This window comes from Curtobacterium sp. 9128 (assembly GCF_900086645.1).
Taxonomy (GTDB): Bacteria; Actinomycetota; Actinomycetes; order Actinomycetales; family Microbacteriaceae; genus Curtobacterium.
Genome location: NZ_LT576451.1, coordinates 687121 through 711447, shown reverse-complemented (window position 1 = coordinate 711447; position 24327 = coordinate 687121). Strand labels below are relative to the sequence as shown.

At 71.0% G+C, this 24327-nt stretch carries 28 protein-coding genes, 3 tRNA genes and 1 pseudogene; 18 read left to right on the top strand and 14 right to left on the bottom strand.

Annotation, left to right across the window (positions count from 1 at the left end):
• Positions 1-105: 105 nt before the first annotated feature.
• From QK288_RS03630 to QK288_RS03620, 3 genes are all read left to right on the top strand, one after another.
• Positions 106-178 (top strand) — tRNA-Glu (locus tag QK288_RS03630).
• Between the two features lie 69 nt (positions 179-247).
• Positions 248-324, top strand: a tRNA-Asp gene (locus QK288_RS03625).
• Between the two features lies 1 nt (position 325).
• A tRNA-Phe gene (locus QK288_RS03620) sits at positions 326-398 on the top strand.
• A gap of 63 nt (positions 399-461) precedes the next feature.
• On the opposite strand, the gene QK288_RS03615 is transcribed toward QK288_RS03620, so the two are convergent.
• Complete coding sequence (locus tag QK288_RS03615) at positions 462-1472, bottom strand: aldo/keto reductase family protein (protein ID WP_281266447.1); 1011 nt, start codon at positions 1470-1472, stop codon at positions 462-464.
• A gap of 265 nt (positions 1473-1737) precedes the next feature.
• Here QK288_RS03615 and QK288_RS03610 point away from each other — a divergent pair, with 265 nt between their 5' ends.
• Positions 1738-2736: an SDR family oxidoreductase gene (locus QK288_RS03610; protein ID WP_281266446.1), complete on the top strand. Its 999-nt coding sequence runs from the start codon at positions 1738-1740 to the stop codon at positions 2734-2736.
• Between the two features lie 45 nt (positions 2737-2781).
• On the opposite strand, the gene rocD is transcribed toward QK288_RS03610, so the two are convergent.
• Together rocD and ddaH are read right to left on the bottom strand one after the other, a co-directional pair.
• Positions 2782-4014, bottom strand: coding sequence for an ornithine--oxo-acid transaminase (gene rocD / locus QK288_RS03605; RefSeq protein ID WP_281266445.1), 1233 nt, complete (start codon positions 4012-4014; stop codon positions 2782-2784).
• Positions 4014-4907, bottom strand: a complete 894-nt coding sequence (ddaH, locus tag QK288_RS03600; protein WP_348639036.1) for a dimethylargininase — start codon at positions 4905-4907, stop codon at positions 4014-4016. Before ddaH ends, rocD begins: the two co-directional genes overlap by 1 nt.
• A gap of 218 nt (positions 4908-5125) precedes the next feature.
• On the opposite strand from ddaH, the gene QK288_RS03595 reads away from it, so the two are divergent.
• Positions 5126-5563, top strand: a complete 438-nt coding sequence (locus tag QK288_RS03595) for an Lrp/AsnC family transcriptional regulator (RefSeq protein WP_281266444.1) — start codon at positions 5126-5128, stop codon at positions 5561-5563.
• A 7-nt stretch (positions 5564-5570) separates the two neighbouring features.
• Here QK288_RS03595 and QK288_RS03590 read toward each other — a convergent pair whose 3' ends face one another.
• Entirely contained in the window at positions 5571-6566 is a 996-nt protein-coding gene (locus QK288_RS03590) for a DUF418 domain-containing protein (RefSeq protein WP_281266443.1), read from the bottom strand.
• Between the two features lie 81 nt (positions 6567-6647).
• Here QK288_RS03590 and QK288_RS03585 point away from each other — a divergent pair, with 81 nt between their 5' ends.
• Genes QK288_RS03585 through QK288_RS03575 form a run of 3 tightly spaced genes read left to right on the top strand, consistent with a single transcriptional unit; the run spans position 6648 to position 8628 of the window.
• A complete protein-coding gene (locus QK288_RS03585; protein WP_281266442.1) occupies positions 6648-7019 on the top strand; it encodes a hypothetical protein in 372 nt (123 codons plus the stop codon).
• Complete coding sequence (locus tag QK288_RS03580) at positions 7016-7867, top strand: nitroreductase family protein (protein ID WP_281266441.1); 852 nt, start codon at positions 7016-7018, stop codon at positions 7865-7867. Before QK288_RS03585 ends, QK288_RS03580 begins: the two co-directional genes overlap by 4 nt.
• Positions 7864-8628, top strand: a complete 765-nt coding sequence (locus tag QK288_RS03575) for a DUF2071 domain-containing protein (RefSeq protein WP_281266440.1) — start codon at positions 7864-7866, stop codon at positions 8626-8628. The genes QK288_RS03580 and QK288_RS03575 overlap by 4 nt, the downstream gene beginning before the upstream one ends.
• Before the next feature lie 21 nt (positions 8629-8649).
• On the opposite strand, the gene QK288_RS03570 is transcribed toward QK288_RS03575, so the two are convergent.
• Positions 8650-9456 carry an alpha/beta hydrolase-fold protein gene (locus QK288_RS03570; RefSeq protein WP_281266439.1) on the bottom strand — a complete coding sequence of 269 codons (807 nt, stop codon included), beginning with the start codon at positions 9454-9456 and terminating at the stop codon, positions 8650-8652.
• 28 nt (positions 9457-9484) lie between these two features.
• On the opposite strand from QK288_RS03570, the gene QK288_RS03565 reads away from it, so the two are divergent.
• Entirely contained in the window at positions 9485-9796 is a 312-nt protein-coding gene (locus QK288_RS03565) for a hypothetical protein (protein WP_281266438.1), read from the top strand.
• Positions 9797-9799: 3 nt separating this feature from the next.
• Here the strand turns inward: QK288_RS03565 and QK288_RS03560 are convergent, their stop codons facing one another.
• Positions 9800-10417, bottom strand: coding sequence for an HAD family hydrolase (locus QK288_RS03560; protein WP_281266437.1), 618 nt, complete (start codon positions 10415-10417; stop codon positions 9800-9802).
• A gap of 80 nt (positions 10418-10497) precedes the next feature.
• Here QK288_RS03560 and QK288_RS03555 point away from each other — a divergent pair, with 80 nt between their 5' ends.
• The 3 genes from QK288_RS03555 to QK288_RS03545 all read left to right on the top strand — a co-directional run bounded on the left by QK288_RS03555 (position 10498) and on the right by QK288_RS03545 (position 11536).
• On the top strand, positions 10498-10776 hold the full coding sequence (locus QK288_RS03555) for an SDR family NAD(P)-dependent oxidoreductase (protein ID WP_281266436.1): 279 nt from the start codon (positions 10498-10500) through the stop codon (positions 10774-10776).
• Positions 10773-11120 carry a hypothetical protein gene (locus QK288_RS03550; RefSeq protein WP_281266435.1) on the top strand — a complete coding sequence of 116 codons (348 nt, stop codon included), beginning with the start codon at positions 10773-10775 and terminating at the stop codon, positions 11118-11120. The genes QK288_RS03555 and QK288_RS03550 overlap by 4 nt, the downstream gene beginning before the upstream one ends.
• A 218-nt stretch (positions 11121-11338) precedes the next feature.
• On the top strand, positions 11339-11536 hold the full coding sequence (locus QK288_RS03545) for a hypothetical protein (RefSeq protein ID WP_281266434.1): 198 nt from the start codon (positions 11339-11341) through the stop codon (positions 11534-11536).
• A 3-nt stretch (positions 11537-11539) separates the two neighbouring features.
• Here QK288_RS03545 and QK288_RS03540 read toward each other — a convergent pair whose 3' ends face one another.
• From QK288_RS03540 to QK288_RS03530, 3 genes and pseudogenes are all read right to left on the bottom strand, one after another.
• Positions 11540-12361, bottom strand: coding sequence for an ornithine carbamoyltransferase (locus QK288_RS03540; RefSeq protein ID WP_281266433.1), 822 nt, complete (start codon positions 12359-12361; stop codon positions 11540-11542).
• 45 nt (positions 12362-12406) lie between these two features.
• Positions 12407-12685 carry a tyrosine-protein phosphatase gene (locus QK288_RS03535; RefSeq protein WP_281266432.1) on the bottom strand — a complete coding sequence of 93 codons (279 nt, stop codon included), beginning with the start codon at positions 12683-12685 and terminating at the stop codon, positions 12407-12409.
• 110 nt (positions 12686-12795) lie between these two features.
• Positions 12796-12936 (bottom strand): annotated as a pseudogene (locus QK288_RS03530) (tyrosine-protein phosphatase); the annotation flags it as partial.
• 30 nt (positions 12937-12966) lie between these two features.
• Here QK288_RS03530 and QK288_RS03525 point away from each other — a divergent pair.
• Positions 12967-13599: a nucleotidyltransferase domain-containing protein gene (locus QK288_RS03525; protein ID WP_281266431.1), complete on the top strand. Its 633-nt coding sequence runs from the start codon at positions 12967-12969 to the stop codon at positions 13597-13599.
• Positions 13600-13602: 3 nt separating this feature from the next.
• On the opposite strand, the gene QK288_RS03520 is transcribed toward QK288_RS03525, so the two are convergent.
• The gene (locus tag QK288_RS03520) at positions 13603-17160 is read right to left on the bottom strand and encodes a bifunctional proline dehydrogenase/L-glutamate gamma-semialdehyde dehydrogenase (RefSeq protein WP_281266430.1); all 3558 of its coding nucleotides are present in this window, start codon (positions 17158-17160) and stop codon (positions 13603-13605) included.
• Positions 17161-17254: 94 nt separating this feature from the next.
• Here QK288_RS03520 and QK288_RS03515 point away from each other — a divergent pair, with 94 nt between their 5' ends.
• Positions 17255-17722, top strand: a complete 468-nt coding sequence (locus tag QK288_RS03515; protein ID WP_281266429.1) for a MarR family winged helix-turn-helix transcriptional regulator — start codon at positions 17255-17257, stop codon at positions 17720-17722.
• Between the two features lie 12 nt (positions 17723-17734).
• Here the strand turns inward: QK288_RS03515 and QK288_RS03510 are convergent, their stop codons facing one another.
• Genes QK288_RS03510 through QK288_RS03500 form a run of 3 tightly spaced genes read right to left on the bottom strand, consistent with a single transcriptional unit; the run spans position 17735 to position 19625 of the window.
• Positions 17735-18433: a zf-HC2 domain-containing protein gene (locus tag QK288_RS03510; RefSeq protein ID WP_281266428.1), complete on the bottom strand. Its 699-nt coding sequence runs from the start codon at positions 18431-18433 to the stop codon at positions 17735-17737.
• Entirely contained in the window at positions 18430-18945 is a 516-nt protein-coding gene (locus QK288_RS03505) for a sigma-70 family RNA polymerase sigma factor (protein ID WP_281266427.1), read from the bottom strand. The genes QK288_RS03510 and QK288_RS03505 overlap by 4 nt, the downstream gene beginning before the upstream one ends.
• A complete protein-coding gene (locus tag QK288_RS03500; protein ID WP_281266426.1) occupies positions 18942-19625 on the bottom strand; it encodes a YceI family protein in 684 nt (227 codons plus the stop codon). The genes QK288_RS03505 and QK288_RS03500 overlap by 4 nt, the downstream gene beginning before the upstream one ends.
• A 139-nt stretch (positions 19626-19764) precedes the next feature.
• Between QK288_RS03500 and QK288_RS03495 the strand changes: the two genes are divergently transcribed.
• Positions 19765-20343: a hypothetical protein gene (locus tag QK288_RS03495; RefSeq protein WP_281266425.1), complete on the top strand. Its 579-nt coding sequence runs from the start codon at positions 19765-19767 to the stop codon at positions 20341-20343.
• A 125-nt stretch (positions 20344-20468) separates the two neighbouring features.
• Here the strand turns inward: QK288_RS03495 and QK288_RS03490 are convergent, their stop codons facing one another.
• Complete coding sequence (locus QK288_RS03490) at positions 20469-21422, bottom strand: DNA-3-methyladenine glycosylase 2 family protein (RefSeq protein WP_281266424.1); 954 nt, start codon at positions 21420-21422, stop codon at positions 20469-20471.
• A 74-nt stretch (positions 21423-21496) separates the two neighbouring features.
• Here QK288_RS03490 and QK288_RS03485 point away from each other — a divergent pair, with 74 nt between their 5' ends.
• From QK288_RS03485 to QK288_RS03475, 3 genes are all read left to right on the top strand, one after another.
• Positions 21497-22525 (top strand): 6-phosphofructokinase, encoded by a 1029-nt coding sequence (locus QK288_RS03485; protein WP_281266423.1) that lies wholly within the window; start codon positions 21497-21499, stop codon positions 22523-22525.
• A gap of 63 nt (positions 22526-22588) precedes the next feature.
• Positions 22589-23566: an acryloyl-CoA reductase gene (locus QK288_RS03480; protein WP_281266422.1), complete on the top strand. Its 978-nt coding sequence runs from the start codon at positions 22589-22591 to the stop codon at positions 23564-23566.
• A gap of 88 nt (positions 23567-23654) precedes the next feature.
• Complete coding sequence (locus QK288_RS03475) at positions 23655-24323, top strand: GntR family transcriptional regulator (RefSeq protein ID WP_281266421.1); 669 nt, start codon at positions 23655-23657, stop codon at positions 24321-24323.
• The last annotated feature ends 4 nt before the right edge of the window (positions 24324-24327 follow it).

The following is a 24327-nucleotide window of genomic DNA, read 5'->3' as shown; positions in this document are numbered from 1 at the left end:
CGGAGACCCGCGACACGCCGGAAGGACGCACGTCCGGGGCCCCGATTTGTCATCGGGGCGGGGCATCCGTATGCTTGTCCATCGGTAGCGCGATGCACTGCTTGCGGCCCTATCGTTTAGTGGCCTAGGACACCGCCCTTTCACGGCGGCAGCACGGGTTCGAATCCCGTTGGGGTCACTCTCCGGAGTGAGCAAGTAACGTAGTGCAGAGCAAGACCGGTACGAAGAGCAAGACACAACACAACATGGCCCTGTAGCGCAGCTGGTTAGCGTGCCGCCCTGTCACGGCGGAGGTCGCGGGTTCAAGTCCCGTCAGGGTCGCCACGGCTGGATAGCTCAGTTGGTAGAGCGTTCGACTGAAAATCGAAAGGTCCACGGATCGATGCCGTGTCCAGCCACGGTGAAAGGCCCCTCACGCGAGTGAGGGGCCTTTCGCCGTTCAAGCCTCTCGGGTCTGCCGTTCAGGCCTCTCGGGTCTTCGGCGAGCTGTCGTTCGTCTTCGCCGGGTCCCGCTCGACGACGCCGCCCAGGACGTCGTCGATCCGCGAGAGCAGCTCTGCCGGGATCGTGACCCCCGCGGCGCCGGCGTTGTCCTGCACCTGCTCCGGACGCGATGCGCCGATGATCGCCGACGCGACGTTCTCGTTCTGCAGCACCCACGCGACCGCGAGCTGCGCCATGGACAGGTCGAGCTCCTTCGCGATGGGCTCGAGCTCCTGCACCGACGACAGCACCTCGTCGCGCATGAACCGCTTGATCATGTCCGCGCCGCCCTTGTCGTCGGTGGCACGCGAGCCCTCGGGCAGCGGCTGGCCCGGCTTGTACTTGCCCGTGAGCACGCCCTGCGCGATCGGCGACCAGACGATCTGCGAGATGCCGAGTTCCTTCGAGGTCGGGACGACCTCGCCCTCGATGACCCGCCAGAGCGCCGAGTACTGCGGCTGGTTCGAGATGAGCTGGAAGCCGAGCTCCTTCGCCAGCGCCGCACCCGCGCGCAGCTGCTCGGCGGTCCATTCGGAGACGCCGACGTAGAGCACCTTGCCTTGCCGGACGACATCAGCGAAGGCCTGCATCGTCTCCTCGAGCGGGGTCTCGTAGTCGAAGCGGTGCGCCTGGTACAGGTCGACGTAGTCCGTCTGCAGGCGACCGAGCGAGCCGTCGATCGACTCGAGGATGTGCTTCCGCGACAACCCCGTGTCGTTGTGCTGCTTGGGTCCGGTCGGCCCGAAGACCTTCGTGGCGATCTCGAGCGACTGCCGGCGTTCGCCCTTGAGTGCCTCGCCGAGGACGGTCTCGGCACCGGTGTTGGCGTACACATCGGCGGTGTCGAACGTCGAGATGCCGACGTCGAGCGCTGCCCGGACGCAGGCGATGGCGGCGTCGTTCTCGACCTGGGACGCGTGGGTCAGCCAGTTGCCGTAGGTGATCTCGGAGACCTTGAGGCCCGAGTTGCCGAGGTAGCGGTACTCCATGTGCGTGTCACTCCTGTCGTGGCCGCGTCGGTGCGGCTCGGTCGTGACGCTAGTCCCCCGGTCTCGTGCGCTCATGGATGCGCCGCCAAGCGACGAGCGACAAGACGAAACCCCGGCGATGTGGCCTGAGCCAGTGATCGTTCCGGGGTCTTCACGTCGGTGATAGCAACGCAGTTTCGTCCCGGCCACACCTCCGCAGCGAGGACGAGGCGCTCCGCGGCCGAAGCTGCGCGACCCCCGCCGCACGACGTGGTTTCGTGGACCCATGACCAGCAACGGAGCGAGTGTCCTGTTCATCGGCGGAAGCGGCGTCATCAGCGCGGCCTGCGTGCACGAGGCGGTGTCGCAGGGCATCGACGTCACGGTGCTGAACCGCGGCACCACCGACGCGCGGCAGCTGCCCGACGCCGTCACCCGGCTCCGCGCCGACGTCTCCGACCGGGCGGCGCTGGCGGACGCCCTCGGCGATCGACACTTCGACGCCGTCGTCAACTGGATCGCCTTCACGCCGGACCAGGTGCAGGCCGACATCGACTTCTTCGCCGGCCGGACAAACCAGTACGTCTTCATCAGCTCGGCCTCGGCGTACCAGACCCCCGCGACGCACCTGCCGATCACCGAGTCGACCCCGCTGAAGAACCCCTACTGGCAGTACTCCCGCGACAAGATCGCCTGCGAGGAACTGCTCGTGCAGGCGTACCGCGAGCAGGACTTCCCGGTGACGATCGTCCGCCCGTCGCACACCTACGACGAGACGAAGCTCCCCCTCACCGGCGGGTGGACCGCTGTCGCCCGGATGCGCGCCGGCAAGCCGATCATCATCACGGGCGACGGAAGCTCGCTCTGGACCCTGACGCACAGCCGCGACTTCGCCGTCGGGTTCACCGGTCTGCTCGACCGCGACGAGGCGATCGGCGAGGCGTTCACGATCACGAGCGACGAGGCCCCGACGTGGAACGCCATCGCGCGGACGATCGCCGACGCGGCCGGGGTCGACGACCTGAAGATCGTGCACGTTCCAGCAGACGCGATCGCCGCGGCTGACGCCGAGTGGGGCGCAGCGCTGCTCGGCGACAAGGCCAACAGCTCGGTGTTCGACAACAGCAAGATCCGCGGGCTCGTGCCCTGGTACCGCCCGCGCACGACGTACCGGCAAGGTGCTCGCGAGGTCATCGCCTGGTTCGAGGCACACCCGGAAGCCCAGGTCGTCGACGAGCGACTCGACTCGCTGATGGACGAGCTCGCGGAGCGCTGGGCGGTCTGACCGCGGGCCGGCACCGGCCGGGAGGCTTGGTGCGGGTCCGGCAGGTCAGTTGCGGTCGCGCAGGACCGACTCCAGGGCCCCGATCGCCGTGGCGATCTCGTCGTCGGTCACGACGAGCGGCGGCGCGAAGCGGATCGTCGACCCGTGGGTGTCCTTGACGAGCACCCCGCGCTCGGCCATCGCCGTCGCGATCTCCTTGCCGGTGCCAAGTGCCGGGTCGATGTCGATGCCCGCCCAGAGCCCGGCGACGCGGTGCGTCACGACACCCTTGCCGACCAGGTCGTCGAGCAGCCCACGGAGGACCGGCTCGCCGGCGAGTGCCCGCTGCTGGAAGGTGCCCTCACCGAGCATCGCGACGACCTCGGAGCCGACCGCCGCGGCCAGGGGGTTCCCGCCGAACGTGGAGCCGTGCTCCCCTGGGCGCAGGACGCCGAGCACATCGCGGGAGCCGACCACCGCGGACACGGGGACGATCCCGCCACCGAGTGCCTTGCCGAGCGTGATGAGGTCGGGACGGACGTCGACGCGCGACACCGCGAGGGTGTGCCCGGTCCGCCCGAGCCCAGACTGGATCTCGTCGGCGACGAACAGCGCGCCGAACTCGTCGCAGATCGCCCGGACCGACGGCAGGTAGTCCGCGGGCGGGATGACCACGCCGCCCTCGCCCTGGATCGGCTCGACGAGCACGGCGACGACGGTGTCGTCCATCGCGTCCCGCAGCGCCGACGCGTCGCCGTACGGCACCGTCCGGAACCCCGGCGTGTACGGCCCGAAGTCGTCGTGCGCGACCGGGTCGTCCGAGAACGAGATGATCGTCGTCGTCCGGCCGTGGAAGTTCCCCGACGCGACGATGATCGTGGCCTTGCCCTGCGGCACGCCCTTCACCCGGTAGCCCCAGGCCCGCGACACCTTGATCGCGGACTCGACGGCCTCGGCCCCGGTGTTCATCGGGAGCACCATGTCGGTGCCCGTCAGCTCGACGAGCCCCGCGGCGAAGGGCCCGAGTTGGTCGTTCACGAACGCGCGGCTGGTCAGCGTGACGCGGTCGAGCTGCGCGCGTGCGGCATCGAGCAGCCTGGCGTTGCCGTGCCCGAAGTTCACGGCGGAGTACGCCGCGAGACCGTCCAGGTACCGCTTGCCGTCGACGTCCGTCACCCACGCGCCGTCGCCCGACGCGATGACGACGGGCAGCGGGCTGTAGTTGTGCGCGAGGGCGCGGTCCTCGACGGCGAGCGCCGCGGCCGTCTTCGTGCCGAGCGCGGTGCTGGACCCGGTCATCAGACGGACCGGGCCACGGACGTGCCGGTGCCGACGGGGTGCAGGTCGAGCGTGCAGCACTTCACGCCGCCGCCGCCGAGCAGCAGCTCGGACAGGTCGACGCCGATGGGGTTGTAGCCCTTCTCGCGCAGCTGCGACGCGAAGGTCGTCGCACGCGAGGCGATCACGACGTTGTACCCGTCGGAGTACGAGTTCAGGCCGAGGATCGCGGCGTCCTCCTCGGTCGCGATGATCGCGTCCGGGAAGCGCTCACGGAGGATCGCCAGCGACGGCTCGTCGAACGCGCTCTCGAGGTACGCGATGTTCGACTTGCCCTCGGCGTCGGGCTCCGGGTCGAGCACGGCGATGGCGGTGTCGAGGTGGTAGAAGCTCGGGTTGATGAGCTTGAGGGTGATGACGTCGCGGCCGTAGACCTTCGCGATCTCGTCGTGCGACGTGCTGTCCGACCGGAACCCGGTGCCGGCGAGGATGACGTCGCCGACGAGCAGGAAGTCGCCCTCGCCCTCGTTCGTCTCGACGGGCTCGGCGACCCGGAGGCCCGCCTGCCGGAACCAGTCCATGTACGCGGGGCCCTCGGGCTGGCGCTCCGGGTACTGGAACTTGGCGCCGTACGCGACCCCGTCGAGGACGAAGCCGCCGTTCGCCGCGTAGACCATGTCGGGCAGGCCGTCGATCGGGTCGATGAGGTGGATCTCGAAGCCGAGCCCCTGGTACACGTCGTACAGGTCCTGCCACTGCGCGACGGCCTTCGAGGTGTCGGTCGGGTCCTCGGGGTGCATCCACGGGTTGATCCGGTAGCTCACCGTGTAGAAGTCCGGCTTGCACATCAGGATCGTGCGCTTCGTGGCGGTCCGGAACGGTGCCGTGGTGGTGGCGGGTGCTTGAGTCGACACTGGAGTCCTCCTGGGACTTCGGGCCCGAGCCTGCCAGGAACCACCTCGAGAGATCTCGGTGAGATGCAGGCTCACTCACCGTGTGTTCCGCGGGCGGACCAGGTCGACGCCGAGGCCCAGTCTAGGGAAGCCGCGGCGGAGAAGGCAGCAGGTCGGCGCGCACGTTTCGTGCGTTCAGCCCGACGTTCTCGCAAGAACTCCGCGTACGATGGTCATCGATGGATTCGCTCGACCACCGCATCCTGGATCAACTCCGGGACAACGCACGCGCCGGCTACGGCGACATCGGATCGATCGTCGGGCTCTCCGCATCGGCCGTGAAGCGTCGCGTCGACCGGCTCGTCGCCGACGGCGTCATCCGTGGGTTCACGATCAAGGTCGACCCCGCGGTCGAGGACCGTGGCACCGAGGCCTGGGTCGAGCTCTACTGCCGCGGCACGGTCTCCCCCGACGAGCTGCGCTCGCTGCTCGACTCCGTGCCAGAGGTCGTCGACGCCGGCACGGTCACGGGCAGCGCCGACGCGGTGGTGCACATGCGCTCGAAGGACCTCCCCGCGCTCGAGGAAGCGCTCGATCGGGTCCGGCTCGCCCCGCAGGTGGACCACACCCGCAGCGCTATCGTGCTGTCCCGGCTCGTCTCGCGCGAATCCGCCTGAACCGCCGTCATCGGGCCACGGACCGCCACGGTGCCGGACGCACCCAGGTCGCCGTCCGCCAGAGCCACTCGACCGGCCCGTAGGCGAAACGCCGGAGCCAGGATCGGCTGCACACCGACTGGACCACGATGAGCACGAAGCCGATCGCCACGACCGGCCACACGGCAGTCACCATGGAGAAGTCCACGACCGCACTGATGGCGGCGAGCACCACAGCTGCGGCGACGTAGTTCGTGAGCGCCATCCGCCCGAGCGGCTCGAAGAACGCCGCGAGTCCTCGTCGGAGTGGAGTCCGCCAGAGGAGGGCGAGCCCGGTCGTGTAAGCCACCGCCGTCACGCCACCGGCGATCCCACCGATGACGGAGAACCGCGGGTCCCCGGAGTGCTCGGCCACCTGCGCCCACGCCAGCGGGACACCGACCGCGGTCGCGACGACGAACACCACGACGACCCAGCGCCCCGAGCCGCCCAGCGCCTTCGGGATGCCGTAGGCAGCGAGTCCGGCGCCGAGCAGCATGAGCCCCGGTGTCGCCGCGAGACCGCCTCCGGTCAGCGCGTACCCGGCCACCGTGAGCACCACCCCGACAGTCAGGGTGAGCCAGCGGGGTGCGAACAGGACGATCGGCAGCACGACCAGTCCGGCGACGCCGTACTCGGTCAGGACGTTCCCCGGGTAGACCAGCATGAGCACGGCACCGATGAGCACCAGACCCACCAGTCGGCGGACCATCACGAGCCAGGGCCGTGCGGCGCGTTCCCGAGCGCCCTGCAGGACGAAGAAGAGACTCACTCCGAACAGCGTGTTGAAGATCGGGACGAACCGCGTCTGCGTCGTGAGGTACAGCAGATCGCGGACCGGGTCGGCCGGCAGCGCGGTGTTGTGGAGTTCGACCCAGCCGCTCCCGACACGCGAGATGTCGATCGCGTTGACGAAGAGGATGCCGAAGAGCGCGAAGCCCCTGAGCACGTCGATGAAACGGTGGCGTTCGGAACTCGATGTCATCCTTTCACCGTACTGAATACTGATATTCCACGCGTCAGCATCATGGATGATCTCGGGGGGTGAGCGCGTAGGTTGGCATCCATGGGACGCAAGACGACGGCCGGGAGGCTCCCCCAGCCTCCCGGCGGATCGGTGGCCGCCCGCCGGATGGTCACCGCTGCGACCGCCGCCTACGTCGCCAACTGCCTCTGGGGCACCGCCGTGGCGGTGCGCCTGATCCGGACGAAGAAGCTGCGGTTCGTGCACCACGGCCTGTTCGTCGTGACCGCGACCCTCACGGGTGTCGCGGCGACCACGCCGTTCTGGACGCGCTCCCGGTCGGCGCTGTTCCTGCTGCCGGCACTGGTGCCGCTCGCGATGGCGCCGCGCACCAACCCCCGCACCGGAGCACACTGGAGAGTCGCGGTCGCCGCCGCGCCGTCCTACCTCGGGGCGATGCTGTTCCGGCGATGACCGCTGGGAGGACAGCAGTGGAGCTCTTCGAGGCCATCCGGCGCCGGCGCACGACGAACGGGGCGTTCCTGCCCGATCCGGTCTCCGAGGAGCACCAGCGGCTCCTCGTCGAGCTCGCCGGCCGGGCTCCGTCGCAGCTGAACAGCCAGCCGTGGCGGTTCGTGCTCGTCGAGGAACGGCCGACCATCGAACGCGTCGCGGAGATCAGCGGGCGCTCGATGACCCGCACGATGGCCGAGGGGACGTTCTTCCAGCGCTACAAGCCCTACTTCCGCTTCAGCCAGGCCGAGATGGACGAACGGCGCGACGGGATGCTGTTCGACAAGCTCCCCGGGCCGCTCAAGCCCTTCACGAAGCAGGTGTTCACGAAGCGCGGGCAGCTCCTCATGAACACGCTCCGGGTGCCGCAGACGCTCGGCGAGGAGAACCGGAAGCTCGTCGCCGGGTCGCCACTGCTGCTCGGGGTGATGCTCGACCGGCACGAGTACCGGAAGGAGGAGCTCTCCGGCTTCTACTCGGTGTTCAGCATGGGCGCCGCGATGGAGAACATCTGGCTGTCGACGACCGAGCTCGGCCTCGGCATCCAGTTCGTGTCGTTCCCGATGGAGACCCCCGGCGCGTGGGAGGAGATCGAGGGGCTGCTGCGCGTGCCGCCGGAGCTCGAGCTGATGGCCGTGTACCGGATCGGGTACCTGCCGCCGGAGCGTCGGCGACCCGCGATCGACTGGACCTCGAGCGAGCGCAAGCGGCCGTCGCAGTACGTCTTCCGTGGGACCTGCGACACCCCGCAGCAGGGGTGGGACGACGCGCCGGTGGCGACCCACATCGACGACGCGAGCGTCTCGTGACCGCCGCCCGGTCTGCCGGGTTCGAGCCGGGCCTCCAGGCGGTTGCCCCTGCTCTGCCGGGGCGACCGTGGATCGAGCAGGCGTGGCGCGACGTCGTCTTCGTGCACTGGCGGGTGGACATCTCGGCGGTGGCACCGCTCCTGCCGGCGGGGACCCGACCCGACACGATGGCCGCGGACGGCACCGACGACGGGACGACCACGTGGGTGGGGCTCATCGGGTTCCGGTTCGAGGACACCCGGTTCCCGCCGATCGCCGTGCCGGACGGACTCGGGACCTTCGTCGAGGTGAACGTCCGCGTGTACACCGTCGACGAGCACGGACAGCACGGGGTCGTGTTCCTGTCGCTCGATGCCGGGCGCCTCGCTCCGACCATCGGTGCTCGGACGCTCACCGGGTTGCCGTACCACTGGGCGCGTGCCGAGTGCCGGGTCGGCTCTGGTCGGGTCGGGTACGCGATGCGTCGACACGGGACGCAGCTGCGGTCGGTGGTCGACGTGTCGATCGGCGATGCGATCGACGAGCCCTCGGCGCTCGACACGTTCCTGACGGCGCGGTGGGGCATGCACGTCCGTCGAGCCGGGGTCACGCGGTTCTGGCCGAACGAGCACGAGTCGTGGCCACTGCACCGGGCGTCGGTGCGGATGGTGCGGGACGACCTGCTGGGGGCCGCAGGGCTGCCGTTCTCGCTCGCGGAGCTGCCGCCGGACTCGGTGCTGTACTCGCCGGGGGTGACGACGCGGTTCGGTGTCGGTCGCTGAGGCTCGCTTCGGCGGGCATCCTCATGCCCGCCACAACCAGCGCAGGGCATCAGGCAGGATCACTCCCCCGTGGTTCGGGCTGTGGCCGCCGTCGCCGAGCACCAGACGGTGGTCGTAGGCGCGCTCCGCGAGAGCAGCGTCGACGAGGAGGTTGTTGCTGTACCAGTTCAGCTCGGGCTCGTCGTGGTTGAGGTCGAACCGGTTCGCCTGCAGGAAGACCCGCAGCGGCTTCGCGGGCGTCGAGCGGATCAGTGACGGGTACGGGTTGCCACCGGGGATCTGCGCGAAGCTCGCGACGAACGTCAGCACCCTGCGGAACGAATCGGGGTGCTCCCACGCGACCGTGAACGCGCAGTTGCCACCGCTGCTGCCGCCGCAGATCGCGCGCTGATCGGGGTCGTCCGTGATCGCCAGTCCGAACCGCTCGCGCACGGCCGGCAGGATCTCGCGCAGCAGGAACTCGCCGTACCGGCTGTCGGCGGGGTCGTACTCGGCGTTGCGGTTCCCGGGCTGCCCAGGATCGACGAACACCCCGATCGTGACGGGCATCGCCCCCTCGGCGATGAGGTTGTCGAAGACCGTCCCCGCGCGCATGTCGAGTCCTGGGTCGAGGTAGAGCCCTCCGTCCTGGAACACCATGAGCGCTGCCGGCTCCGCGGGGTCGTACTGCGCAGGGACGAACACGTGGACCGTGCGGGTCGTGCCCGGGTAGACGCTGCTGGCATCCCACGTGAACCGCTCGATGCGACCGCGTGGGATCCCGTCGTGCGGGACCGAGTCCGGTCCGTGCTGGTAGGTCTTCGGCAGGGTCTCGACATCGCGACTCACACGAGCGACGCTAGCCGACGACCGTTCCATGCCGTTTGATGAACCGATGCACTACCGGCTGATGAACGAGTACGGCGTCCTCTGGCCGTTCTGGGCCGACGTCGGGAAGTGCGGCCCGGGTCAGCCCGACCTGCCGCCACGAGTCGAGGCGGCAGTCCGTGCGTGGGCCGCGAACTTCAACGACCGGTACTCATGGGAGTCGGGCTGGCCGACCGAGGGCGAGGCACGCGAACACGCCTCGCAGGCGCAGCGCCTGGTCGAGATCCTCGCCGGGCTGTTGCCGGAGGGCGACTCGATCGAGCTCGACCTGTGGGAGACCGACCGCCGCAAGGGTCTCTGACGATCAGCCGAGCAGTGGCGGAAGCTCCTGGAGCGAGCTGATCGTGACGTCGGCGAGCTTCGCCTCGGGTCGTCCGGCGTGCAGATGCCCCCACGGCCCACGCCGGATGAACGCCGTGCGCATGCCCGCACGTCTGGCGGGGAGCACGTCATTGTCGAGTCGGTCACCGACGTACAGGATCCGGTCGGGCGTCGTACCGGTGCGCTCCACGATCCTGTCGAAGAACGCCGACGACGGCTTCTCCGTCCCCCATGCCTGGGACGACGCGACGAAGTCCGCCACGAACCCCGCGGCCGCGAGCTGCCGCTCGATCCCGATCGGCTGGTTGCCGGCGATGCCGACCAGGAATCCGGCGTCGCGCACGGTGTCGAGTGTCGACAGTGCATCGTCGTAGAGATCGGCTGGTTCGACCCCCTGCGTCCGTCCTGGTGCCGGCACTCCGAGCGCGTCCCAGACCTGGCGGTGGGCGACGTCACGCTCGATGAGCGCCCCGAGCGTAGCCATCAGCGTGAACGGCGTGACACCGGCGTGTCTCGCGAGCTCGGTCCATGCCCTGGTCTCGTCGACGAGGGTCTCGCCGACGTCGAACACGACCGCACGGACACCGCTGAGAACAGACACATCGGAATGCTCTCATCGACGAGCGCGTCCGGGGGACAGCACCTGAGCCCGACGCGGACTCGCCCCGGTACAAGGGGCACATGACACGAGTAGCAGTGGTGACCGGTGGTTCGGCAGGCCTCGGACGAGCAACGGTTCGGGAGCTTGCCGCCCGCGGGTGGGACGTCGCGGTCCTCGCCCGCGGACTGGACGGCACGGAAGCCGCGGCAGCAGAGGTCCGCGCCACCATCATCGGGAACCGCGTCAGTGCCTCATTCGCCGACTGGTACGCCGCGAAGACACTGGTGTCGGGGCAGCAGACCGAGGCGGAGGACGGACAGAGCCTGCCCGCGGCGGTCGCAGCGGGGCGACGTCGGTGAGTCGGGTCAGGGTCTCCCGCGCTCGGGGCGCATCGGTCGTCGAGGGCGTCAGGGCCACGCTCGGGGTCGTGCACCTGCTCGGCGCGGGGCGGCAGCCGCGGACCGCCGTCTTCAACCGGGTCCTCGGAGCGCGACAGCTCGCGCAGGCGACGCTGCTGCTGCGCTCCGGATCCGGGAACGCCCACACACTCGGAGCAGCCGTCGACGTCGTCCACGCGGTGACCATGCTGCCCCTGCTGTTCGTCGGCGGCCCATGGCAGCGGGTCGCGACCAGCCAGCTCGCCATCGCCAGCGCACTCGCGGTGGCCGAGGTGACCCTGGTCGGGGCAGGCCGCAGGCGCTGACACGAGCAAGGATGCTCCGGCCCGAGCACAGGGGACGCTCAAGGGCCGGAGCATCGTTGCTCTCGGCGAACCTTCGGCGGTCGGGGGTACCGCCGATCGGGTGCGGTTCGCTGATGACGACACTAGCGGGTCCGCACAAAGGGGGACAGACAGTTCGGTCCCCCAGTTCGGGTGTCCGTTTCGCGTGGCTCACGGGGCCCGCGCGTAGCGTCCCGACCATGAGCGACAACGAACAGACCGAGCCCGTCATGGACGGCGCCACCGAGGCCACGAACCACGAGAAGCTCTCGGGCCTCATCGAGCAGGTCGACCAGGACCACGGGCACGAGGGCGCGGCCGCGATGGCCGACCACCTCCGCGACCGGATGGACGAGACCGGCGTCGTGGATGAAGACCGCGGCGACGAAGAGGACTGATCGCTAGCCGAGGCCGAGGCAGTACGCCAGTACGGCCTGCTGCACGGGCAACAGGGACCGCTTGAACCCGTACCCGACGAAGGCCTCCCCCGCGAGCGCCTCGGCGGTCGCCTCTCGCCCGCGGACGAAGGGCGGACACGGGGCGAACCGCACGCCGGACGGTGCGGTCGCCAGCAGTTCCGTGGTGATCCGGAAGCGCTCCAGCGCCGCAGTGTGTCGACCCGGCCCGTCGGTCAGCACGACGTCGGCGGAACGGATCGCGGTCGCGAGGTCGTCCGTCCACACCGCTCCCGGCGTCGCGAGTCCGTCGGGGCAGCACTGGACGAGGTCGAGGTCGAAGAGCGCGGCGGCCTCCTGCCACGCCCGCGCGATGTTGCCGTTCGCGCCGACGAACAGGAAGTTCAGCGCGCGGACGTCGCTCTGCCGTGACAGCGCGTACACGTCGGAGAGCACCTCGCACGGGTGGTTCTCGTCGGTCATCGCGTTCACCACGGGAAGCGCGTCCGCACCTGCCAGCTCCTCGAGCACCGCGATCGACGGGTGCCGGGCGACGACGACGTCGGCCCACTGCGCCAGGTACCCCGCGACGTCGCCGAGCGCCTCGGGCTTGTCGAGCGTCTCCGGCGGGAAGACGATCGGCTGCAGGCCCATCAGCTGCGCACCCCGCTCGAACGAGACCCGCGTGCGCAGGCTCGACGGCGGGAAGAACATCACCGCCGCACCGTCCGTCACCGGCCCCGCGCCACCGCGGTAGGCGTCGGCGAGGGAGAACACGGCCGCCGCGTCGGCGGCCGTCCAGTCGTCGAGTCGGATCAGGTGCCGCATCGTTCCACGATAGGGGCGACCGCTGCCCTGGACGGGAGGCACGACTCACGTGACGCGCGCGCGGAACGTGCGCAGGGCCTCCAGTTCGGATGCGTCCAGACCGGACCGGGCGACGAACGCGTCCACGTCGAAGCCGTCGACGACGGCGCGGAACGCGTCCGCGACCGTGGTGCCGTGCTCGGCGCAGAGCGCCTCGATCTGCTCCTCGTGCACCGGGACACCGATCGAGGCGAACAATGCGGGTGCGGTCTCCACCGTGACGAGGTAGTCGTCCACGATGGCGTCAGCCGCGACCCCGGCGATCGACAGCAGCGCGAGGGACACGATCCCGGTCCGGTCCCGACCGCCGGCGCAGTGGAACAGCACACCCCCGGGTTCGGCGCCCGGAGGTCGACGACGGTCCGGACGCCGGCGTCGCGGAGCGCCGCCCACCCGTCCGTCGTGACCCGGTCGACCGACTCGGACCGGAAGAACCGACCGGCCGGCGTGGTCCCGCCGTCCCTCGTCGGCAGGCCCCCGAGGTCACGGGCGTTGACCAGCCCCTCGGCGGCGAGCCTGCGTGCTGTCGGTGCCATCCCGACACCGTAATCCGGCATGCTGGAGCGATGGCGACGTGGCAGGCGGAACTGCTCGAGCGGCTGCGCGCTGCGCTGCCGGACGGGAGCGTGCGGGCGTACGGTTCGCTCGTCGACGGGGACCTGGACGAGTGGAGCGACCTCGACGTCGAGGTCTCGACGTCCGAGCACCTCGACGTCGAGCGGCTGCTCGACACCCGGCTGTGGGCCTGGCAGGAGTCCGTCACGGACGACGGGCAGGTGCTCCGCCTGGTCACCCGGGATGGCCGTCGGGTCGACCTGACGGCCATCGGGTCGACGCTCGTCCTGCCGGAGCCTCCCGTCGACAACGCCGTGCGGTTCGACGCGGCCCTCGCCGCCACGCGGCTCGGTCGCGGCAACCTGCTCATCGGCCTGCACCTGGTCCTGGGGATCGGACGGGAGGCACTGGTCGAGTCGATGCGCGCCGCCGACCTGGCAGCGGGGACCGTCCACCACCGGGTCGCCACTCCCTTCGACGCGCGCGCGGCCGAGGTGGCGGCGCTCACGTCGGATCGGCTGGAGCCGGAGACGGCGCTCCGCGCCTACGAGCTCTACGGCGCACGGCGGTCGGAGCGCGACTCCGGGTATGCACCAGATCCCGCCGGCCTCGTCGCGCTGATCGACCTCGCGGACGGCGGCTGACGCTCAGACGCGGAGCTCGGCGAACTCGCGGTCGACGTCGCCGAAGCGGTGCGTGGTGATCGACACCGACTGCTCGCGGAGGTAGGGCAGCATCTCGATCAGCCCCGACTCGACGACGGGAGCGTGGTGGATCGCGACGTCGATGCTGGCGCCGAGCGCTTCCTCGAGCGCGAGGGCGTCCCCGCCGAGCAGGCGGATGCGCGCGCCCGGTCCGCCGAAGGCCGTGTGCTTCGGGCGCTCGCGCCCCTGTGACAGGACGACGTCGAGGGCGTCTTCCGGTTCGTCGGTCGGGCTCGACCAGCTGTCGCGGAAGACGTCGCCCGATGCCGCGCGACGGTGGAACTCCTCGTCCGACTCGACCAGGTGGTCGACGACGTCGAGCGGGGACCTGCTCGACGCGAACAGCTGGGTGAGGGGACCGGGCAACGGCCGCGCCGTGCTCAGGAGGATGTGTGCGCGCGCGGCGGTGGCGGCGACGAGCGCGCGGATGAGGTCCCCGCTCGACGCATCCTCGGACTGGCGCACGATGATCGACTGCGGGCGGTAGCGCAAGACGTTCCGCTCCACGACGAGCGCCGAGGGGTCGTGCGAGACGCCGTACTGCTCCGTGCGGGCCTGCACGTCGCTGATGGCACCGGCCCGGACCTGGTCGAACTCCTCGAAGGTCAGCCCGCTGCGTGCTGCCTCGATCACGGCGGTGACCCGCGGCGGGAGACCGTGCAGCTGGATGCTCTTGTGGACCTTGCGCGGTGTCGGCTCCCAGCGGCCGAGGGTCGCGACGTACATCGGACCACCCGCCTTGGTACCCGTACCGACTGAGGACTGCTTCCACCCGCCGAAGGGTTGGCGTCGGACGATCGCCCCGGTGATGCCGCGGTTCACGTACAGGTTGCCCGCTTGAACGCGGTCCATCCAGTCGGCCACCTCGTCGACGTCGAGGGAGTGGATCCCCGCGGTGAGGCCGAAGTCGGTGCCGTTCTGGATCGCGATCGCGTCGTCGAGGGTCTCGGCGTGCATGATCCCGAGCACCGGGCCGAAGTACTCGGTCTGGTGGAAGTCGCTCCCGGGACGAACGCCGTCGCGGATGCCGGGCGACCAGAGCCGACCGGAGTCGTCGAGCGGGACCGGCTGCACGAGCCAGGACTCCCCCGGGCCGAGCTCGGTCAGACCCGTGCGGAGCTTGCCCTTCGGTTCGGCGATGAGCGGACCCATCTGCGCCGTGGGATCGTCGGGCCAGGCGACCCGGAGCGTCCTGGTGGCGTCCACGAGCTGCCGACGGAACCGCTCGCTCTCGGCGACGGACCCGACGAGGATGACGAGCGACGCCGCGGAGCACTTCTGGCCGGCATGCCCGAACGCCGATCGGACGACGTCCTGCACGGCGAGGTCGAGGTCGGCCGACGGCGTCACGACGATGGCGTTCTTCCCGCTGGTCTCGGCGGTGAGGGGCAGCCCGGCACGCCACCACGTGAAGGACCTGGCGGTCTCGGCGGCCCCGGTGAGGATGATGCGGTCGACGGCCGGGTGCGCGATCAGCTGTCGGCCGAGGATGTCCTCGTCGAGGTCGACGAGCTGCAGCAGCGAGTGCGGTACTCCGGCGTCCCAGAGCACGTCGGCGAGGACGGCACCGCAGCGCTTCGCTTCCGGGGCGGGCTTCAGGACGACCCCGCTGCCGGCGGCGAGCGCGGCGAGCACCCCACCGGCGGCGATCGCGACGGGGAAGTTCCACGGCGGCACGACGACGGTCAGTCGCGGGGGCACGTACCGCGCACCGGTGACGGACGCGAGCCCTCGAGCCTGGTCGGCGTAGTAGTGGGCGGAGTCGATCGCCTCACTGACCTCTGCGTCGGCCTCGGTGATGGTCTTGCCGGTCTCGGCCGCCATCACCTCGATGAGGTCGCCGCGCCGGACCTCGAGCTCGTGCCCGATCAGGTCGAGCAGCTCGGCGCGGTCACCTGGGTCCTGACGGCCCCAGTTCACGCCGGCCTGGGCGGTGCTGCCGACGATCCGTTCGAGCTTGGTGCGGTCGAGGACCCGTGCGCCGCGGATGGTCTGGCTGCCGAGCTGCGACCGGGGCACGCGGCGGAGGACGTCCGCCGCCCACGCTCGGTTCGCGGGGATCGCCGGGTCGGTGTCCGGGACGTTGTCGAAGTGGTCGCGCGGGCCGGGTTCGGCCGGGCGGCGTCGTCGGTCCTGCGTGCGGTTCGTCGCCGGGACCGGGTCGTCGAGCGCCGCGACGGACGCGGTCCAACGGGCGAGTTCCCGGTCGAACACGGCCTGGTCGTGGTCGATGTCGAACGCCCCCGACATGAAGTTCTCGGGGCTGGCGTTCTCCTGCAGGCGCCGAGCCAGGTACGCGATCGCGGAGTCGAACTCGTCCGGCTGGACGACGGGTGTGTAGAGGAGGATCTGTCCGACGTCGGCGCGGACGGCGTCGGCGTGCGTGGCGGCCATGCCGAGGAGCATCTCCACGTCCACGGCGTCGGTCACCCCGCGGCGCTGGGCGAGCACCCACGCGGTCGCGAGGTCGAAGAGGTTGTGCCCGGCGACGCCGATGCGGACGGCGTCGGTGCGCTCGGGCGTCAGGGCGGTGTCGAGCATCCGGAGGTACGCGGTGTCGGTCTCGCGCTTGCTGCCCCACGTCGCGAGCGGCCAGTCGTGCACGATCGACTCGACGCGCTCCATCGCGAGGTTGGCCCCCTTGACCAGCCGGACCTTCACGGGGGCACCACCGCGTGCCCTGCGGGCGATCGCCCAGGACGTCAACGACTCGAGCGCTCCCGCGGCGTCCGGCAGGTACGCCTGCAGCACGATGCCGGCGTGCAGGCCGAGGAACTCCTCGCGCCCCAGCAGCTCCTGGAAGACCGCGAGCGTGACGTCGAGGTCGCGGTACTCCTCCATGTCGAGGTTGATGAACTTCGGCGTGGGGCTCGACGCCGCCAGCCGGTAGAGCGGCACGAGGCGGTCGACGACGCGGTCGACGGTCTCGTCGAACGCCCACATCGACATCTGCGGCACCACGGCACTGACCTTGATCGAGACGTAGTCGACGTCGTCCCGCGCGAGGAGGTCCATCGTGCCCTGGAGCCGGCGGTCGCTCTCGGCGCTGCCGAGGACGGCTTCGCCGAGCAGGTTCACGTTGAGCCGGGTGCCGTCGCCGCCGATCTTGGCGAGCGCCGGACCGAGCTTCGCCGGGGTCGCGTCGACGACGAGGTGGCCGGTCATCCGGCGCAGGATCTTCCGTGCCGTGGGGATGACGGCCCACGGCGCCATCGTCGCGAAGCCGCCACCGAAGGTGACCGCGCCGCGGAGGTACCAGGCGAGGAAGTCGGGGACGTCCTGGCTGACCTTCTCGAGGTTCCGTGCGGCGACGCGAGGGTCTTCCGGACGGATCACCTTGTCGACGAAGCCGAACGTGAAGTCGAGGCCCTGTTCGTCGCGGAGCACGCCAGCCAGCCGGGCCGCACCCGGATCGGGCTTGACCCCCGCGGACGCGGCGAGCCAGCGTCGCACGAGCGCCACGGCGTCGTCGGTGCAGTCCTGGAGGCGGGCGCTCGGCATGGTCTGATCGTATGCCGCAGCACCGACCTCACCTCGGAGCGCGCCGAGTGCTGGCCAACAGTCAGCGATGTGTCAGCGGGATACGCTTGCTCGCATGTCGAAGCAGGGCGATGGCGGCCACGACTGGGCCACCTGGGACGCGTACCACGACGTGTGGAGACGTCTCGACCGCGCCCTCGACCACGCCGTGCAGCACGGCGCGGGCATCTCGATCCCGGAGTTCGAGATCCTGATCGGGCTGCACCGGCAGCCGGACCACCGCTTGCGTGTGCGGGACGTCGCGGCCGGCATCGGCTGGGAGAAGTCCCGCGTCAGCCACCAGGTCACGCGCATGGTGTCCCGCGGCCTGGTCGAGCGCGCGGACTGCCCGACGGACGGCCGCGGCAGCTGGGTCGTGATGACGCCGGACGGCCGCCGCGCGGTGCTCGCCGGCATCCGCGCGCACACCGCCGCACTCGAGCAGCTGTTCTGGAAGCCCGTGGGCGACCACGCGGACACGCTGCGGTCGGTCAGCGCCCGGGTCCAGGACGCGCTCGGCCCGGTCGACCCCGTGCACGACTGACCAGGACGACCCTCAGATCCGGACGGTCGCCAGGGTCCTCGTGTCGCCGTGCAACCGGACCTCGACCGACGCGATCGAGCCGAGCGGCACGTCCGTCGCCGCCGCGAGGCCGGCAGCCGAGCGCCCGGACGCCGTCCACGACGCCACGGTCTCGTCGGTGCCGTCCTTCCGCACCACGACGAGGTCGTACATGACGCTGCTGCCGTTCCCCCAGTCGCGGCCGCCGTACGTGCAGCCCCAGTCGAACCGGGTCCCCCAGGCCTTCCGGGTCACGTCGAGGTCCACCCGCAGCCCGGCGGCCGCGACGGGCGACATCGCGTAGCGCTCGGACCCTGCGGACACGGACGTCGGAGCCGGACCAACGCGGGCTGCACCGATCGCGACCCCGCCGAGCACGGCGGCCACGACGGCGAGCCCCGCGGTGACGGTGACCAGCACCCTGCGGCGGCGACGGCGGGTCCTCACCCGGTGCGCGACCGTGGCGAGCGGGCGTGCCGGAGCCGGGTCGGGCCTCCCGTCCGGGTCCGCGATCGCGACGGCGTCCTCGGCAGGCAACCGACCGAGCAGCCCCGGCATGCCGGCCAACTCCGCGACGGCGGCGCGGCACGCGGCGCACGTCTCCAGGTGCCGTTCGTACTCGAGCCGCTCGTCGCTCGGCAGCGAGCCGAGCACGTACGCGGCGTCCCAGTCCCGGTAGCGGTCCTCGGTCATCGGGTCACCCCTCGTTCCTGCAGTGCGAGTCGGAGTGCGCGGAGGCCGTAGTGCAGGCGGGACTTCGCGGTGCCCTCGGGGATGCCGTGGCGGCGGGCGATCTCGGGGACGGTGTGGCCGAGCCAGTACGCGTCGACGACGACCCGCCGGTGCTCGGGTGAGAGTGCTGCGAGTGCGTCGGCGACGACGATGCCGTCGAGCACCGCGTCTGTCCGGTCGGGTTGCACCTCGTCGACCGGGGTCTCCGTCCCGAACTCGCGTCGGTGCCGGGCGGAGCGGGCGTCATCGACGACCAGGTTCCGCGCGACGGTGAACAGCCAGGCCCGAGCAGCATCGGGCTCGCGCTCGAGCACCGCTGGTCGCTGCCACGCCCGCACCAGGGTCTCCTGCACCACGTCATCGGCGAGCGCTCGGTCCGCAGTGAGGTGCCGCACGTACCGCAGCAGCGCGTCCCCGTGCTCGGCGTGCAGCGCCACGAGCGGTTCGTCGGCGGGACGCTCCCCCACGGTCACCGCGTCAGCTCGAGGGAGAACTCGACCGCGCCGGAGCCGTCGACCTTCACGAAGCCGAGGTCGGGCGCGTCGACGCCGTAGTCGGCGAACGTGACCGGGATCGACCCGGCGACCTGGACGTGCCCGTCGCCGTCGACCCCGAGCTGCGCGTCCGCCTCCACCGTCTTCGTCACACCGTGCATGGTCAGGTCGCCGCGGAGGGTCACGTCCCGGTCGGTGCCGGCGAGCGCCGCCCGCACGTCGACGGGGTCGGTCACCCGGAAGGTGGCGGTGGGGAAGCGGTCGGTCTGCAGGGCCTGGGAGCGGAAGTACTCGTCGCGGGCCGACTCGGGGGTGGCGATCGAGGCGACCTGCACGGTGACCGTCGCACGATCGAGCGACCCGTCGGCCACGGTGGCGGTGGCGTCGACGTCCTTCGTGCGTCCGGTCACGGTCACATCCTGGCCCCGGAGGACCTCGTGCACCCGGTACCCGGCGAAGGAGTCGTTGCCCGCCTGCCACGTGCCGTCGGCATCGGCCGGGTCGAGCGTCGCCCCGCCGGTCGGGGCGAGCGTCGGCTCGGCCTCCGCCGAGCCGTTCACGAGGTTCGCGTAGACGATCGGTCCGCCGATCACACCGGCCGCGCCGATGACGACCACGCCTGCGGCGATCCCGAGCAGCACCTTGGTCCGAGTCCTCATGCCCGGGAAACGACGCAGGGAGCGGGATCGTTCAATCCGGGTCGGGATCGAACGATCCGGTCCGCCGACCCGTGTCACCGGTGAGCGGGACCGCTCGTGCCGGGAGGCCCGGCTCGGCTCCGCAGGACAGGGGTCACCCATGCGCACCACACGTTCCACCCGTTCCGTGCTGTTGGTCGCGAGCGTCGCGTTCGCGGCGCTGGCGCTCGCGAGCTGTTCGGCCGGGTCGTCGGCGTCGTCGGGCGGGTCGTCCGCTCCGTCCGCGTCGGCGTCTTCGTCGTCTGCGTCGTCTGCGTCGTCTCCGTCGTCCGGCGGCGCGTACGGCACCGACGACAAGGGCGGCGACAGCGGCGGCGGGCACGGCGCCGACGACGGCATCGCGACGGCGTCCACCTCGCTCGGCACGGTCGTGGTCGACGGGAAAGGCATGACCGCCTACTTCTACGACGAGGACGTCAAGGGCTCCGGGAAGAGCTCCTGCTCCGGCGGGTGCGCCGCTGCATGGCCGGCGATCGAGTCCGACGCGGCGAAGCCCGCCGTGTCCGGGGTGACGGGCGAGGTCGGCACGATCACGGGCGTCGACGGGAAGCTCCAGGTCACGGTCGACGGTCGCCCGATCTACACCTACGCGGCGGACGCGAAGCCGGGCGACGTCACCGGGCAGGGCGTCGGCGGGGTCTGGTACGTCGTGAACCCCGACGGCACCGAGCAGAAGTAGCCCTGGGCGGCGATCCCGGGATCGCGCCCCAGGACGAACATCGCGCCCCGTCGTGTCGGGGCGCGATGTTCGTGGCGGGGTGCGAAGCGGGTACGCGGGTACGCGGGTACGCGGGCACCGCGGGGTCAGTGGTGGCGGTGGTCCTGGATCGTCATGCGGGGGCCGAACGCGGGCTTCCGGAAACCGCTGCCGCCGATGAGCCGCACGACCCGCTCGCGGTGCCCACGCCAGGGCTCGAGGAGTTCGAGCATGCCGTCGTCGTCCACCGGGCCTCCCGTCAGCGCCCACCCGACGAGCGCCGGCACGTGGTAATCCCCGACGCTCGGGGAGTCCGGGTCGCCGTGGGAGCGCTGCGCCGTCTCGGCAGCGGTCCACTTCCCGATGCCGGGGATCGATTGCAGCCGGGCGGCGACGACCGTGCCCCCGCGGCCGAGCGCCAGCGTCCGTTCGAGGGCCGGGGCGACCTTCACGGCACGCATGACCGTTGCCGAGCGCCCGGGTTCGATGCCGGCTCGGTGCCACTCCCAGCTCGGCACCTTCGCCCACTCGGCGGCGGACGGCGGCACGATCATCCCGACGGGGGCGGGCCCTGGTGCCGGGGTGCCGTACTTGCGCAACAGGTACCGCCATGCACCCCATGCCTGCCGGGAGGTGACCTTCTGCTCCATGATCGCCGGCACGAGCATCGCGACGACCGTGTTCGTCCGGCACAACCGCAGCCCCGGCTGCCGGTGCCGGGCGTCGGCGAGGAACGCGTGCGAGGACACGTCGAGGTCGGACCAGTCGTCGCCACGCCCGACCAGGTCCGGTCCGTGCTCGACCGCCCACTCCGCGCCGTCCCCCCACGCGGAGATCCCGATCGAGTCCCCGGCCTGCCGGATCGCCACCGACGCGGGCCCGTCCGGCGTGCGCAACGCGAGCCACACGTCCGAGCCGACCACCCGGAACGCGGGGTCGCCGGAGCCGCGCTGCAGGGGCCGGAGCGTCGCGGCCACGTGCACAGGGCCTCCTGGCCGGTAGACCGTGTCGAACCGTCGCACGCCGCCGGTCGGAGCCGGGTCGAGACGGGCGAGGCGCATGACAGGGATGGTAAGCGAAACCACCGTCGGCCAAGATGGGACCAGATCCACACACCCGACATCGGAGTCCCACCATGCGCATCGGCATCCTCACCTCCGGCGGCGACTGCCCCGGCCTCAACGCGGTCATCCGTGCCGCGGTCCTCAAGGGCATCGCGATCCACGGCCACGAGTTCGTCGGCTTCCGCGACGGCTGGCGCGGCGTCGTGGAGGGCGACATCGTCCCGCTCGGCCGCAAGGACATCCAGGGCATCGCGAAGCAGGGCGGCACGATCCTCGGGACGAGCCGGACGAACCCGTTCGAGGGCGAGAAGGGCGGCGTGGAGAACATCGAGCGCATGCTCGAGCGCCACGGCATCGACGCCATCATCGCGATCGGCGGCGAGGGCACCCTGGCGGCGGCGAAGCGGCTCACCGATGCCGGGCTGAAGATCGTCGGCGTCCCGAAGACGGTCGACAACGACCTCGGCGCCACCGACTACACGTTCGGCTTCGACACCGCGGTCGAGATCGCGACCGAGGCGATGGACCGCCTGCGCACCACCGGCGAGTCGCATTCGCGCTGCATGGTCGCCGAGGTGATGGGCCGGCACGTCGGCTGGATCGCACTGCAGTCCGGCATGGCGGCCGGTGCGCACGCGATCCTCATCCCGGAGCAGAAGACCTCGCTCGAACAGATCGCGTCCTGGGTCCGGTCCGCGTACGACCGCGGCCGCGCGCCGCTCGTCGTCGTCGCCGAGGGGTTCGTCCCCGACCACGAGGACAACGCGCACTCCGAGCGCGGGCTCGACGCCTTCGGCCGCCCGCGGCTCGGGGGCATCGGCGAGCGCCTGGCACCGCTCATCGAGGAGATGACGGGCATCGAGACACGTGCGACGACGCTCGGCCACATCCAGCGCGGCGGCACCCCGACGGCGTACGACCGGGTGCTCTCGACGCGCCTGGGCCTGGCGGCGATCGACTCCGTGGTCGAGGAGCGCTGGGGACGGATGGTGGCGCTCCGTGGCACGGACATCGTGCACGTGTCGTTCGAGGACGCGCTCGGTGAGCTGAAGACCGTGCCGCAGGCGCGGTTCGACGAGGCCGCCATCCTGTTCGGGTGACCTCCGGTCCGGTCCGGCCTTCCGGTCGAGCCCTGACTGGAGGCTCGGGGTAGCGTTCGGCGCGTGACCCGCGCCGTCCTCGTCTCCAGTTCCAGTGCCCCCGCCGTCACGTCCGTCGACGTGGCGGACCCCGGCGAGGGCGAAGCCCTCGTCGACGTCTCGTACTCCAGCGTCAACTACAAGGACGGCCTCGCGCTGGCCGGTGACCCGGGCGTCGCCCGGATCGACCCGCTGGTACCGGGGATCGACGTGGTCGGGACGGTCTCCGCGCTCGGCCCGGGCGTGCACGACGTCGCGATCGGCGACCACGTGGTCCTGAACGGCGCCGGCGCCGGTGAGACGCGGCACGGCGGGTGGGCGACCCGGGCGGTCGTGCCGTCGGCGTCGCTCGTGGTGCTGCCCGACTCGGTGCCGGAGGACTTCGCCGCCGCGATCGGCACCGCCGGGTTCACGGCCGCGCTCAGCGTGCTGGCGCTCGCCCGTTTCGTCGACCCGTCGGACGGCCCGGTCCTCGTGACGGGGTCCTCCGGCGGCGTCGGTTCGGTCGCCATCCCCCTCCTCGCCGGGCGCGGGTACCGCGTGACCGCCTCGACCGGCCGTCCGGGCAACGCGGAGTCGCTCCGGGCGCTGGGTGCGACGGACGTCGTCGACCGTGGACCGCTCGGGGAGCGCGGCAAGCCGATGCAGAAGGCGGTGTGGGCCGGCGCGGTGGACAGCGTGGGCGGCGCGACGCTCGCGAACCTGCTCGCCTCGACCCGCTGGGGCGGGGCGGTGACGGCCTGCGGGCTCGCCCAGGACGTCCAGCTCCAGACGACGGTGCTGCCGTTCATCCTGCGCGGGGTGTCGCTGCTCGGCATCAACTCGGTGGACGCTCCGGCTGCGCTCCGGCGCGGGGCATGGAACCTGCTCGCCGCCGAACTCGACCCGACCCTGCTCGCGTCCGTCACCCGCACGGTCGGTCTCTCCGAGGCGATCGCGCTCGGGCCGTCGATCGTCGCCGGGCAGGTGCACGGTCGAACCATCGTCGATACATCGTACTGACGTTCTGCAATACTATTATTCTACAAACGCTTGCATATTGACACGTTAGGATTGGAATTCCGAACGCCGCAATGTGAGGAGCACCCGGATGCCGGTCCCGAAGTCCACCGTCGAGAACTCGCCCCGGAAGCTCCTGCGCGACGTCGTCTACGACAAGATGCTCGCGGCGCTCCGCGACGGCACGCTCCAGCACGGCGAACGCCTCAATGACGACGAGTTGGTGCAGTGGCTCGGGGTGAGTCGCACCCCGATCCGCGAGGCGATCGCGAAGCTCGTCGACATCGGGCTCGTGGAGATGGAAGCGAACCGGTACACCCGTGTCGCGACGCCGACGATCGACGACTGGGTGATCGCCACGCGCGCCATGGCCGGGTTCTTCGAACTCAGCCTGCGCTGGGGCGTTCCCGAGTACACCGACGCCGATGCCTCCGCGCTCGAGAAGCTCCTCGACCGTGCCGACGGGCTCCGGAGGGTCCGCGACTACGGGTTCAGCGGCGCCGTCACCGAGATCGTCGAGTTCGCGATCGCGCACGGCGGCAACCCGCTCGTGCAGGTCGCTGCCGACGGCGCCCTGGAGCGCGTGCGCTTCACGCTCAACCCGACGCCGGCGTTCGAGCAGTACGAGTCCGAGGCCTTCTTCTCGATCCTGCGCTCCGCGCTCGAAGACCGCGACGGCGAGACCGCGGCCGAGGCAGGGCGTGCACTCACGCGCAACTTCGAGCAGCACATCGAGTCGGTCCGCGCCGCGCGCGGCTGACCAT